Source organism: Corynebacterium sp. CNCTC7651 (assembly GCF_021496665.1).
Classification (GTDB): Bacteria; Actinomycetota; Actinomycetes; order Mycobacteriales; family Mycobacteriaceae; genus Corynebacterium.
This window is the reverse complement of the sequence record NZ_CP071246.1, coordinates 760,786-773,673: the sequence shown is the minus strand read 5'-3', so window position 1 is coordinate 773,673 and position 12,888 is coordinate 760,786. Positions and strand designations below refer to the sequence as shown.

The following is a 12,888-nucleotide window of genomic DNA, read 5'->3' as shown; positions in this document are numbered from 1 at the left end:
GAAAGGATTCTCGGCCGAAATGAAGAACCGTTTCCGCGTCGCCGCGATCGCTGGTCTCTCCACCGTCTCCCTGGTTCTGGCCTCCTGCTCCGGCAACGAGGCTGACACCCAGACCGCTACCGAGACTGCAACCTCCACCAACACGGCAACCGAGACCGTCGCAGCCGCAACCGAGACCGCAGGCGCAGGCGCCAATGGCATCGAGGTCAAGCCGGCCGGCGACTACAACCCGCTCGAGCGCGACCAGATCAAGGACGGCGGCGAGCTGACCCTGGCCCTCACCGAGCTGGCTGAGCAGCAGAACCTCTTCCACGCGAACATGAACCTGTACACCCGCAACGTGTGGACCAAGTACAACCCGGTCATGACGCTCATGGATGGTGACGGCACCTACCACCCGAACCCGGCATACCTCACCGACGTGACTGAGGATGTTGTGGACGGCAAGACCGTGATCACCTACACCATCCACCCGGACGCCACCTACAACGACGGCACCCCGATCGACTGGACCGCCTACGAGAACACCTGGCGCTTCAACAACGGCTCCAACCCGGACGTGCAGGTCAACTCCACCGACGGCTACGAGCTGATCGAGTCCGTGGTCCGCGGTGACGACGACAAGCAGGCAGTGGTCACTTTCAAGCAGGCGTACCCGTGGTGGCAGGGTCTCTTCGACGGCCTGGTGCCGCCGCAGGTTGACACCGCTGACAAGTTCATGAACGCCTACCTGAAGCAGCGGTGGCAGGGTCTCTTCGACGGCCTGGTGCCGCCGCAGGTTGACACCGCTGACAAGTTCATGAACGCCTACCTGAAGCAGCTGCACCCGGAGTGGGGCGCTGGCCCGTTCAAGGTTGAGAACGTGAACTTCGAGACCGGCGAGGTCTCCTTCGTCCGCAACGAGCAGTGGTGGGGCGAGCCGGCCAAGCTCGAGCGCTTCACCTACCGCGCAATGGAGGACCAGGCTTCCATCAACGCCTTCCGCGCAGGCGAGATCGACGCTACCGGCGTTGGCACCCGCGACCGCCTCGAGACCGCGAAGCAGATGGGTGATGCCGCAGACATCCGCGTTGCACTGCGCCCTGCTACCTACCTGATGACCATCAACTCTCAGGCTCCGGGCCTGGATGACCCGAAGGTGCGCGAGGCGATCATGACCGCCATCGACCGCTCCCAGCTCGCAGCCATCCGCTTCAACGGCCTGGATTACACCGAGGAGCTCCCGGGTTCCCTCACCCTGTTCCAGACCCAGCCGGGCTACGAGGACAACTTCGGCTCCGTGGTCCAGTACGACCCGGAGAAGGCCAAGAAGCTGCTCGAGGAGGCAGGCTACGATGCCTCCAACCCGCTGTCCGTGCGCTACGTGCTGCTGGGCGACAACCCGATGGTTCAGGCTTCCGCGTCCGCTATCCAGGCAATGCTGAAGCAGGTCGGCATCGACGTGCAGATTGAGGAGCGCCCGAGCTCCGACTTCTCCAAGGTCACCTCCGAGCGCGACTTCGACCTGTTCATGTCCGGCTTCGCATCCTCCGACCCGTTCGGTGTTGCGTACTTCGGCCAGATCTTCTCCTCCGACTCCGAGCTGAACAAGTCCGGCACCGGCTCCGCCGAGATGGACAAGAAGATCGAGGAGCTGCAGAAGATCGAGGACGCGGACAAGCAGATCGCCCGCGCCAACGAGCTGGAGAAAGAAGCCTTCCGCGAGTTCGGCCTCATGCCGTACGCGAACGGCCCGGAGATGGTTGCCACCAAGCCGGGTCTGGCGAACTTCGGCGCCATGTCCTTCGGCGTGGTACCGGTCGAGAACGTCGGCTGGGCGAAGTAAGCAGCCTGAAGCTCACCGCTTAGTCCGCTGATGCCGCCGCAAGAATCCGTCGGGGCCACGTGCTTCGGCGGATTTTTGCATCCCGTAGACTGCATCACCAAGCTACCGCCCGTGTGACGCGGGACGCACCGAACCGACTGCGAGTAAGAATGTTTCGATACCTGATCAGGAAGATCCTGAGCTGGGGCCTCATCGTGTTCTTGGCCACCAACATCACTTTCTTCCTAGCTAGCTTCTTCCTGGATCCGCGCGCCAATTATCAAGGCCGCCGCCCACCTTTGAGCGAAGAACAGATTGACGCCCTGCTGCTGCCGAACAACTTGAGCCCCAACACGCCAATTATGGAGCGTTGGTGGACGTGGTTGACCGGCATCCTCACCCGCTGGGATTGGGGCAACTCCCCGCTCGGCGACTCGGTGAACGAGCAGATCTCCTTCCGTATCTGGGTCTCCGCGCAGCTGACGCTGGTGGCCACGCTGCTCTCCATCGTCATCGGTGTGGCCATCGGTGTGTACACGGCGTCGCGCCAGTACAAGAAGGCTGACCGCATCTGGCAGGGCATCTCCATCATCACCATGAACACGCACGTGGTGGTTGCCTCCATCGCCGTGGTGTGGCTGGGTATCAAGATCAACGAGTGGACGGGCCGCCGCATCTTCTACGTCACGGGCGCGACCTCGAGCGGCGTCGAGGGCGCATGGAACAAGGCGCTCGATTTCGGCCAGCACCTGATCCTGCCGACCGTGTCGCTGCTGATCATCTCCTACGCCGGCTACCACTTCATGCAGCGCACGCTGCTGCTGGACAACTTGAACGCGGACTACGTGCGCACCGCGCGCGCCAAGGGCCTGACCAAGGCGCAGGCGGTGCGCAAGCACGCGCTGCGCACCTCGCTGATCCCGGTTGCCACCTCCGTCGCCTTCTCCGTGCCGGGTATTTTCACCGGCGCGGTGATGACGGAGCGGATCTTCGCCTGGAACGGCATGGGCCAGTACTTCATCCAGACCATCTCCCGCAACGACGTCCACGGCGCGGTGGCCGTGGCCGCGTTCGGCGCGGCCATGACTGCGGTGTCCGCCATCCTGGCAGACATCCTCGTTGTCGCCCTCGATCCCCGCGTCCGCGTGAGCTAAGGAGCCTGCTATGACTAACCGGAATCCTGAAGAGGCACGCAAGACAACTGCGGGCGGCAGCACGCGTGTGATGCACGCCGCGCTCCCGGTCAACGACATGACCACCACCTCCGACCCCAGCAGCCAGGCGGACAGCGTCGTCACCGACGAGCCGCCAGCGCAGGTAGCCTCCCTCCGCGGCACGTCCAAGGGGCGCATCTACTTGCGACGCTTCCTGCGCAACCGCATGGCCGTCGTAGGCACCATCATCTTCCTCCTGCTGGTCCTCCTGGCCGTCTTCGGCAAATTCATCAGCCCGTGGGCGTACGACGAGCCGGACTTCTTCAACCTGGCCACCGGCCCCAGCGCCGAGCACTGGTTCGGTACCACCGACTCCGGCAATGACCTGTTCGCCCAGGTTGTGCACGGCCTCGGCCGCTCCCTGACCATCGCGGTGCCCGCAGCGTTGGCAATCACTATCCTCTCCGCCATCATCGGCGCAGGTGCTGCGCTGTACGGCGGCTCGCTGGAGAGGGTCGTCCTGGCCGTCATCCACTTCATGCTGGCTGTCCCGACCTTCCTCCTGATCGCCCTGCTGGTCTCCGGCTCCGGTGGTGACTGGAAGGTGCTCACCATCGTGCTCATCGCATTCGGCTGGATGTACCCGGCACGTGTGATTTGGTCGCTTGCACTTTCAATCAGAGAAAACGACTACGTGCGCGCCGCGCGCTTCATGGGTGTCTCCCGCCCGAAGACGATCGTGCGCCACATCATCCCCAACGTCTCTTCCCTGCTGATCATCCAGTTCATGATGGGCGTGGTCTCCACCATCATGTCGGAGACGGCGCTGTCCTTCCTGGGCCTGGGCGTGAAGCTTCCCGACGTTTCCTTGGGTACCCTGCTGCAGACCGGTACCGGCACGCTGTTGACCACGCCGTGGCAGTTCTACTTCCCGGCCATCGTGCTTACCCTGCTCACTGTCTCGCTCGCGTTTATCGCCGACGGCATGCGCGACGCGTTTGACCCGAACTCGAACTCCGGAGGCCGAGCATGACAACCAGCATTTTCAACGGCGGCGACAACGCGGCCGACAACGCAGCCGCACAGAATCAGCCGTACGGCGACCCGGTGCTCAGCGTCCGCGGCCTCAACGTGTCGTTCCCGTCCGAGGCCGGCGTCGTCTCCGCCGTGCGCGGCGTTGACTTCGACCTCTACCGGGGCCGCACCCTGGGCATCGTGGGCGAGTCCGGCTCCGGCAAATCCGTGACCTCCATGGCCATCATGGGCCTGCTGCCGGAGTACGCGAAGGTCTCCGGCTCCGTCATGTACGGCGGCGAAGAGTTGCTGACGAAGAACGACAAGCAGATGTCGAAGATTCGCGGCAAAGAGATCGGCATGATCTTCCAGGACCCGCTCTCCGCGTTGACCCCGGTGTATGACATCGGCACCCAGCTCGTCGAAGCCCTGCAGGCGCACGACAACATTCCGAAGGGTAAGGCTTTGGACCGCGCCGCGGAGTTGCTGGACCTCGTGGGCATCCCGGAGCCGAAGAAGCGCCTGAAGTCCTTCCCGCACGAGTTTTCCGGCGGTATGCGCCAGCGTGTGGTGATCGCTATCGCGATTGCGAACAACCCGAACATCATCATCGCGGACGAGCCGACGACGGCGCTCGACGTGACCATCCAGGCCCAGATCCTGGATGTGATCAAGGTGGCCCAGCGCGAGACCGGCGCCGCCTGCATCATGATTACCCACGACATGGGCGTGGTTGCCGGCACCGCCGACGACGTGTTGGTGATGTACGGCGGCCGCCCGGTGGAGAAGGGCGACGTGCACACCATCTTCAAGCAGCCGCGCATGCCGTACTCCATCGGTCTGCTCGGCTCCACCCCGCGCGTGGACCAGCCGTCCACGGAGCCGTTGACCTACATCGAGGGCACGCCGCCGAAGCTGGTGAACATGAAGGCCCGCTGCCAGTTCGCCCCGCGCTGCCCCATCGCTGTGGAGGCGTGCCTGGAGGGCGAGCCGCCGATGATCCAGGTGGGCGACGTGGCGAACCACGAGGTTGCCTGCATTCGTTACGACGAAATCCAGGGCGGCAAACTGAATGGCAAGCCCCTCTATCCCACCCCGGTCCTGCCGGAGGATAAGTACGCGGGCATCCCGCGCGAGGAGCGCGAGGTCACCCTCGAGGTGGAGAACTTGAACAAGGAGTTCCCGCTGACCAAGGGTGCGCTGGTGAAGCGCCGCGTGGGCACCGTGCACGCGGTGAAGAACGTGTCCTTCGACCTGCGCGCCGGCGAGTGCATGGCCATTGTGGGCGAGTCCGGCTCCGGCAAGACCACCACGCTGCTGGAAATCATGAACCTGGACCCGGCACCGGGCAGCCGCATCGTCATCTGCGGCGAGGACGCCTCCAAGTTCACCACCTCGACCCGCCAGAAGGCGCGCCGCAACCTGCAGATGGTGTTCCAGGACCCGATGAGCTCGCTCAACCCGCGCATGACGGTCAAGGAGATCATCCAGGAGCCGCTGGACGCGCTGGGCTACGAGGGGGACAAGGACGCGCGCATCGCGGAGCTCATGCGCACCGTGGGCCTCGACGAGTCCCAGATCGACCGCTTCCCGGGCCACTTCTCCGGCGGCCAGCGCCAGCGCATCGGCCTCGCCCGCGCGCTGGCCACTAACCCGGCGATCATCGTGCTGGATGAGCCGGTGTCCGCGCTCGACGTATCCATCCAGGCCGGTGTGATCAACCTGCTCGAATCCCTCAAGCGGGAGCTGGGCCTGTCCTACCTCTTCGTCGCCCACGACCTGTCTGTGGTGCGCCACCTCTCCGACCGCGTGGCGGTGATGTACAAGGGCGATTTCGTGGAGTTTGGTGAGGCGGACGAGGTCTTCGACAACCCGCAGCACCCGTACACCAAGGCCCTGCTGTCCGCGATTCCGATTCCGGATCCGGACGTGGAGCGCGGCCGCACCCGCATCCGCTACAACCCGGATGCCCCGGCGGGCACGGAAACGACTGTCTAAGCGTCTTCCTGCGATCGTCGAAAAGCCATCTCCCGCAAGCGCGCGGGAGGTGGTATTTTCTTTTCCCGTTGCTTATTTCCTTCTGAAAGGATCCTGCATGGCCGGTGGCCTCCTCGCCCTGCTTGATGACGTTGCACTGATCGCCCGCACCGCCGCCGCTTCCGTCGACGATGTCGCGGCCCTTACCGCGAAGACGTCCGCGAAGGCAGCCGGCGTGGTCATCGACGATGCCGCAGTGACGCCGCAGTACGTCTCCAACGTCACCCCGGCGCGCGAGCTGCCGATGATCTGGAAGATCACCAAGGGCTCGCTGCGCAACAAGCTGCTCATCATCCTGCCGATCGCGCTCCTGCTCAACGCGTTCGCCCCGTGGGCCCTCACGCCGCTGCTCATGCTCGGCGGCGCGTACCTGTGTTTCGAGGGCGCCGAGAAGATCCTGCACAAGCTCACCGCTGACAGCGAGGCGGAGCAAGAGCGCGCGGTGAACAAGTCGCCGGAGGACGAGGAAACGCTGGTCAACAGCGCAATCCGCACCGACCTGATCCTCAGCGCGGAGATCATGATCATCGCGCTGGATGAGGTCGCGGACCAGTCCATCTGGATGGAAGCCGCCGTGCTTATCGCGGTGGGCATCTTCATCACCATTGCGGTGTACGGCGCGGTTGCGCTCTTGGTGAAGATCGACGACATCGGCCGCGGCATGATCGAGCGCGGCAACGCCCCGCGCACCGGCCGCGCCCTAGTGAAGGGCATGCCGCACGTGCTGAACGCCATCGGCGTGATTGGCACCATCGCCATGCTGTGGGTGGGCGGCCACCTGATCGTGCGCGGCTTCCACGAGGTGTTCGGCTGGCACTGGCCGCACGACATCATCGAGCGCGGCGCGGAGGCCGTCGGCGGCGGGTTCGCCGGCTGGCTGGTGGACACCGGCGTCTCCCTGGTCTTCGGCCTGATCACCGGCTTCATCATCGTCGCCATTGTGAAGCTCGTGGGCAAGGCCCGCACCAAGGAAACCGCCGCAGCCTAAGCACGGTCTCGGTGCGGGTTAAGGTGGTGCAATGAGCACTCGCCATTACCCCCTCGCGCCGTCCGTGTGGGCGGCGGCGGAGGAAATCGACGTCACCGGCACCATCCAGGCGCTGCTCTTCGCCGAGTTCGGCACCCACGTGGGCACCGCGTACCTGCGCGTCGCGTTGGAGCCGAACCCGCTCACGGGCACGTGGCGGGTGCGCCGCATCGGGGACGGCGGGGCGCAGGGTCCCGTGCTGGGCGAGGTGCCCGCCCCCGACCGCGCGCGGTTTACGGATTTCATACGTATCGACGCTTCCCTGCTCCGCCCCCTCACCACCGCAGCCGTGGCACTGGACCCCGCAACAGGCACGTTCCGCGTCCAGGTTCTCCTCCCTCCGCCGGTGCTCGCGGTGCCGCGTAACGACGTTCCCCAGGGCGCAACCGTGCTCCCCCCGGGCGACATGATGGTGGTGGACACCGCAAGGGGGGAATTCACCGCGGAAGAACTGATCGCCCGCTCCCCCGGCCAATGGTTCGTGGCGCTGCACCGCATCGGCGAAGCTGTGGCCGCGACGCTGGGCGATAAGGTGCTCGGCGGCTTCGACGCGGCGGACAACGAGGAATTGGGCTACATTCTCGAGGACGCCGCGGCAGACCTCGCCAGGCTCACCCAGCCCGCAGTGGAGCCCGGCCCCATCTACGCCCGCGCGTTCCTGCTCGACGGCATGGCGGCGCTTTCCGTCGCCGGCCCAGAGGAGGGCCTGGAGACAGTGCCCGCGCTCAAGGTGCCGGACCCGCGCCCGCTGGTGCCGTGGCAGATCACGGAGTTCGCCGACGGATCCTGGGGTGTGACCGTGGAGCGGGACCACGTCATGGCACCGGAGGACGCGCCCCGCCCGCGCCACACGGCGCGCTACGTCTCGCTCGCGGGCACCGACCGACCCGAAGACGTCGCCGCCCCCACAGAGATCTTCGGACGCGTGGACATCCCGGACGACCAGGTGCGCGGAGCGCGTCACGCCGCGCCGGAGGAGCAGCATGCGCAAGTGAAGCAGGTGGCGGGAAAGGTGTCGTCGATAAGCGATATGCCCCAAGCCGCCAGCGAGTACCTCACCGAGGTGGAGAAGGTGCGGCTGCGGCGCAACGCGCGCATCGCCGCAGGTAAACGCGGTGCGGGGCGGCACCGTAAGTAAGCGAAACCTCAGTAAGTGTGGCCTGTGTCGGGGAAATGTCGCTACCGTGGGAAACGTACGTAACCGCGAATTCTAAGGAGCACTCATGAGCAACGATCACGGCCCCAACCCGTACGTGGTGGACATCGAGAAGGCCACGCTGGACAACGAGGCGTTCCGCGACACCCTGTGGACCGGCAAGAACCTGCAGCTGACGGTGATGACGATTCCGGTCGGCGGCGAGATCGGCGCCGAGATCCACGATGATCACGACCAGTTCCTCCGCCTCGAAGAGGGCGAGCTGCGCGCGCAGATCGGCGCGAGCGAGGATGACCTCGAGGTTGACCAGGTTGTCAGCGCGGACTGGGCGGCGTTCGTCCCGGCCGGCAAGTGGCACAACTTTGTCAATGAGTCGGACGCGCCGGCGAAGCTGTACTCCATCTACGCCCCGGCAGAGCACGAGCCGGGCACCCGCCACGAGACGAAGGCGGACGCGGACAACGACCCGGCTGAGACGGACGGCGTTTAAAATCCGCTAGACCACAACCCGCTGCGTGCCTGCCACGCGGCGGGTTTTTCCTTGCGCGTCGAGCAGTTCAAGCAGCGGGATGGCCACGCGGCGCGTTGTGCCCCACGCCTTGCGCGCGTCGGAGGCGGTGAACGGCTGCTCGATGCCGCGCAGCAGCGCCGCGGCGCGGGCGGGCGCGTCCGGCAGCAGCACCACGCCGTCCGCGATACGGATGACTCGCCCCGCGCGCTCCGCAGCAGCGAGCTCCTTCGCACCCACGTGCCACGCCTCCAGGTCGCGCGCCTCGGGCGCGGCGAACGGGTCGCGCTCGAGGTGCGCCTCCAACTTCGCAATCCCGGGCCCTAGGTCCAGGTCGCGCCCGGAGCTAATCACGCCGCCGCGCACCGTGAGTTTCGCCGCGGCCGCCGCGAGCGGGAGCAGCTTGGCATCCGGGAGCCCAAGCTTTTCGACGCCCGCCCCCACCGACAACCCCGCACCCAGCGGATTCGCTTGTTCATACTCGGCCACGGCGGCGATGAGCTGCTCTTTCCACGACATGACCTGTTCGGCGCGGATCCAGTAGCCCGCAAACGCGATAGACCCCGCCGGCGGGGTGTCGCCCACCTCGAAGCCGAGGCGCGCGAGGTGCGCCGGCGTAACGGCGACGCGGCGCGCGATCTCCCTGCTCACGTCCGGGTCCGGATCGAGCTCCTCGGCTCGGCGGGCGGCGTCGCCGCGGCGGGTGAACGGCTCCGGGTCCACGTCAATCGCGGTCAGGCCGGCCAAAATGCGCTGGCCGCCGGTGCCGCGCAGCACGATCGTGTCGCCGAGTGTGAGCGGCAGCGGCTCCTCCAGCGTCAGCCGCGCGAACGCCGGCCCGAGCGAACGGACCCGGCAGCCCACGCCCGCGGTGCCGATGTGCGCCACGGCCTCGCGCGGCAACTCCTCGCATGTGCCGCCCTCCGGCGGCGATACCGCAAGCACCACGTCCACCAAGGCGGTGCGGTGCCATGCGCCCGGGGTGGTCAGCGCGTCCCCGCGCCCCACGCGCTCCGCGTCTACGCCGCGCAGATTCAGCGCCACGCGACGCGCCGGGGTCGCGGTGTCGATCGGGGCGTCCTCCGACTGCACGGAGCGCACCTGGACCTCCTCGCCGCGCAATGCAAGTGTGTCGCCCGGGCGGATCGTGCCCGCGGTGAGCGTGCCCGTCACCACCGTGCCCGCGCCCTTGACCGTGAAGGAGCGGTCCACCCAGAACCGCACCCGCGCCCCCGCGTCCGGTGCCGGCGCCGCCCGCAGCACTTCGGCCAGCGCGGTCCGCAGCTCGTCCAGCCCCTCGCCGGTGACGGCGGAGACCTCCACCACGGGCCAGTCCTGGAGCGTGGTGCGCGCCACCGCGTCTGCGATCTGGGCACGCGTTGTTTGACGACGCTCCCCTTCAGCCCGATCCGCCCTCGTCACCGCAATCACGCCGGTGCGGATGCCGAAGCCGTCGATGGCCGCCATGTGCTCCACGGTCTGGGCCATCACGCCCTCATCCGCTGCCACGACCAGCATCACCGCCGGGGCCGGGCCGACACCGGCGAGCATGTTGGCGATAAAGCGCTCGTGCCCCGGTACGTCCACGAAGGCGACATCCTGGCCGTCGATGTCGGCCCACACAAACCCCAGGTCGATAGTTAACCCGCGCTGGCGTTCCTCCTCCCAGCGGTCCGGCTCCATGCCGGTCAAGCGCTTGACCAGGGTGGATTTGCCGTGGTCTACGTGCCCGGCGGTGGCGACGACGTAGCTCACTTCCCCGCCTCCTCGATCACGTTCCGCACCGCGGCGGCGACTTCGCCGTCGCGGTCCTCCGGCACGCAGCGCAGGTCTATCAGCAGGTGACCGCCGTGCACGCGCCCCAGCACTGCGGGGTTGCGGTGGCGCAGGGGCGCTGCAAAGGAAGCGTCGTAACGCACGGCCCAGCCCGGAAGCGGGTGGCCGGGCGCTCCCCCGCCGCCGACGCGGCCGTCGTGGGGCACGACCTCACCGCCGGTAGCGGCGGCCAGCGCATCGGCGCGGGCCTTGAGCTGCGCGGGATCGGCGTGCAGGTACGCGTGCGTGGGGTTGTGCGCCAGCCGAAGCGTCGCCTCCAGCGCGGCAAGGCGCACCTTGTCGATCCGCACCGCGCGCGCCAGCGGGTGCTTGCGCATCGCCGCGATCGCCTCCGCGCGGCCCAGCACCACCCCGGCCTGCGGGCCGCCGAGCAGCTTGTCGCCGGAGAACAGCACCACGTCCGCTCCCGCCCGCAGCGCGGTTGTCGCGTCAGGCTCGTCCGGCAGCGCCGGATCCGGCGCGAGCAGGCCGGAGCCGGTATCCACAATCAGCGCCGCCCCGTGCGCGTCCGCGATCACGCGCAGCTCCGCCACGCTGACTTGCGACGTAAACCCTTCCACCCGGTAATTTGACGGGTGCACCTTCAGAAGCGCCTTCGCCCCGGCAGCGGCGGCGCGCTCGTAATCCGCCGGGTGGGTGCGATTGGTCGCGCCTACCTCCACAAGCTCCACGCGCGCGGACTCGATCAACTCGGGCAGACGGAACCCGGCACCGATCTCGATCAACTCGCCGCGCGAAATCACCAGTTTGCTGTGTTCCGCGAACGTCGCCGCCGCAAGCAAGAGCGCAGCCGCGCCGTTGTTCACCACCAGCGCGTCTTCCGCTGCGGGGCACGCGGCCAGCAGCGCGTCGGTGGCCTGCTTGCCGCGCTCGCGGGAGCGTTCCCCGCGGGCCAAATCCATCTCCACGTCCACGTACCCGGCCGCGCGCGCCATCGCTTCCACCGCGCCATCTCCGAGCGGCGCGCGGCCGACGTTGGTGTGCACCACCACGCCGGTGCAATTGATCACCGGCGTCAGTGTGGACGCACCACGCGCCACCCCCGCCAAGAACTCGGCCTCCACATCCCCCGGCGCGATCTCGCCGCGTCGCGCCCGTTCCTGCGTCCGCGCAGCGATGGCCTTGAGGCTCGCGGGATGTAAGGGCGGGTGCGAAGAAGCGTCGACAAGCGCGAGCAATGCATCGGTGCGCGGAATGGCGCGGCGCGGGTCCATGGTGCCTCCCTAGCAACGTATGGCGGAGACGGACAGGAATCGAACCTGCCAGGCCGAGATGCTCGACCTCACCAGTTTTGAAGACTGGGGCGCCCACCAGGACACGTACGCCTCCGTGCGGTGACGCTACCATGCGGGTATGAGCGAAATCCGTTTGACCCAATTTGCCGCAGGCGGCGGCTGCGCCTGCAAGATCCCGCCGGGCGAGCTCGAGGACGCGGTGGCCGGCCTGGTCGGCTTCGCGGACCCGAACGTGATCGTCGGCCTAGACGACGGCGATGACGCCGCCGCGATCCGCGTGCGCGATGACCTCGCAGTGATTTCCACCGCCGATTTCTTCACCCCCGTGGTGGATGACGCGTACACCTGGGGCAAGATCGCCGCAGTCAACGCGCTGAGCGATGTCTACGCCATGGGCGGCACCCCCATCACCGCGATTAACCTGCTCGGATGGCCGCGCGACGTGCTGCCGCAGGAGCTCATCCGCGAGGTGCTGCGCGGCGGGCTCGACGCCGCCACCGAGGCCGGCATCTCCGTCACCGGCGGGCACTCCATCTCCGCGCCCGAGCCGATCTACGGCATGGCTGCGACTGGCACCGCGGACCCGGCGAGGCTCATGCGTAACGACACCGCCGAAGCCGGCCTCCCCATCACCCTGACCAAACCGATCGGCTCCGGCCTGCTGAACAACCGGCACAAGGCCACCGGCGAGTGGTTCGACGAGGCGATCGCCGTGATGACCACGCTGAACCGCGCCGCGTCCGAGGCCGCCGTGGCCGCCGGCGCGCGCGCTGCCACCGATGTCACCGGCTTCGGCCTGCTGGGGCACCTGTTCAAGATGGCGCGCGCCTCCGGCGTCGACGCCGTGGTGGACTTCCGGAGCGTCCCGCTTATCGACGGCGCCTTGCAAACCCTTCAGGACGGATTCGTGCCGGGCGGTTCGCGCCGCAACTTGGATTGGGTGCGCCCGCATGTGGATTCGGACTTGGGCGAGGAGGAACTCCTCGTGCTCGCGGACGCGCAGACCTCCGGCGGTTTGCTGGTGATCGGCGAGGTGCCGGGCTACCCGGTGATCGGCGAGACAGTCGCCGGCACCGGGCGCGTGCGAGTGGTTTAGCCCGCGGTTCCAGGCCCGCGT

The 12,888-nt window shown here is 67.3% G+C and carries 10 protein-coding genes and 1 tRNA gene; 8 read left to right on the top strand and 3 right to left on the bottom strand.

The window, feature by feature from the left end; genetic code table 11:
• The first annotated feature begins 19 nt into the window (after window positions 1-19).
• From JZY91_RS03810 to JZY91_RS03780, 7 genes are all read left to right on the top strand, one after another.
• Window positions 20-1,825 carry an ABC transporter family substrate-binding protein gene (locus JZY91_RS03810; RefSeq protein ID WP_234948636.1) on the top strand — a complete coding sequence of 602 codons (1,806 nt, stop codon included), beginning with the start codon at window positions 20-22 and terminating at the stop codon, window positions 1,823-1,825.
• Window positions 1,826-1,974: 149 nt separating this feature from the next.
• Complete coding sequence (locus tag JZY91_RS03805; protein ID WP_234948635.1) at window positions 1,975-2,958, top strand: ABC transporter permease; 984 nt, start codon at window positions 1,975-1,977, stop codon at window positions 2,956-2,958.
• 70 nt (window positions 2,959-3,028) lie between these two features.
• Complete coding sequence (locus tag JZY91_RS03800; protein ID WP_234949042.1) at window positions 3,029-3,991, top strand: ABC transporter permease; 963 nt, start codon at window positions 3,029-3,031, stop codon at window positions 3,989-3,991.
• Window positions 3,988-5,970 carry an ABC transporter ATP-binding protein gene (locus tag JZY91_RS03795; RefSeq protein WP_234948634.1) on the top strand — a complete coding sequence of 661 codons (1,983 nt, stop codon included), beginning with the start codon at window positions 3,988-3,990 and terminating at the stop codon, window positions 5,968-5,970. Before JZY91_RS03800 ends, JZY91_RS03795 begins: the two co-directional genes overlap by 4 nt.
• Window positions 5,971-6,067: 97 nt before the next feature.
• Window positions 6,068-6,997: a DUF808 domain-containing protein gene (locus tag JZY91_RS03790; RefSeq protein WP_234948633.1), complete on the top strand. Its 930-nt coding sequence runs from the start codon at window positions 6,068-6,070 to the stop codon at window positions 6,995-6,997.
• Window positions 6,998-7,028: 31 nt separating this feature from the next.
• On the top strand, window positions 7,029-8,174 hold the full coding sequence (locus tag JZY91_RS03785; RefSeq protein WP_234948632.1) for a hypothetical protein: 1,146 nt from the start codon (window positions 7,029-7,031) through the stop codon (window positions 8,172-8,174).
• Window positions 8,175-8,259: 85 nt separating this feature from the next.
• Complete coding sequence (locus JZY91_RS03780) at window positions 8,260-8,682, top strand: cupin domain-containing protein (RefSeq protein ID WP_234948631.1); 423 nt, start codon at window positions 8,260-8,262, stop codon at window positions 8,680-8,682.
• A gap of 6 nt (window positions 8,683-8,688) precedes the next feature.
• Here the strand turns inward: JZY91_RS03780 and selB are convergent, their stop codons facing one another.
• The 3 genes from selB to JZY91_RS03765 all read right to left on the bottom strand — a co-directional run bounded on the left by selB (window position 8,689) and on the right by JZY91_RS03765 (window position 11,865).
• On the bottom strand, window positions 8,689-10,455 hold the full coding sequence (gene selB / locus JZY91_RS03775; protein WP_234948630.1) for a selenocysteine-specific translation elongation factor: 1,767 nt from the start codon (window positions 10,453-10,455) through the stop codon (window positions 8,689-8,691).
• Complete coding sequence (gene selA / locus JZY91_RS03770) at window positions 10,452-11,750, bottom strand: L-seryl-tRNA(Sec) selenium transferase (RefSeq protein WP_234948629.1); 1,299 nt, start codon at window positions 11,748-11,750, stop codon at window positions 10,452-10,454. Before selA ends, selB begins: the two co-directional genes overlap by 4 nt.
• 20 nt (window positions 11,751-11,770) lie before the next feature.
• Window positions 11,771-11,865: transfer RNA gene (locus JZY91_RS03765), tRNA-Sec, on the bottom strand.
• A gap of 24 nt (window positions 11,866-11,889) precedes the next feature.
• Here JZY91_RS03765 and selD point away from each other — a divergent pair.
• Window positions 11,890-12,867 carry a selenide, water dikinase SelD gene (selD, locus tag JZY91_RS03760; protein ID WP_234948628.1) on the top strand — a complete coding sequence of 326 codons (978 nt, stop codon included), beginning with the start codon at window positions 11,890-11,892 and terminating at the stop codon, window positions 12,865-12,867.
• Window positions 12,868-12,888: the final 21 nt, after the last annotated feature.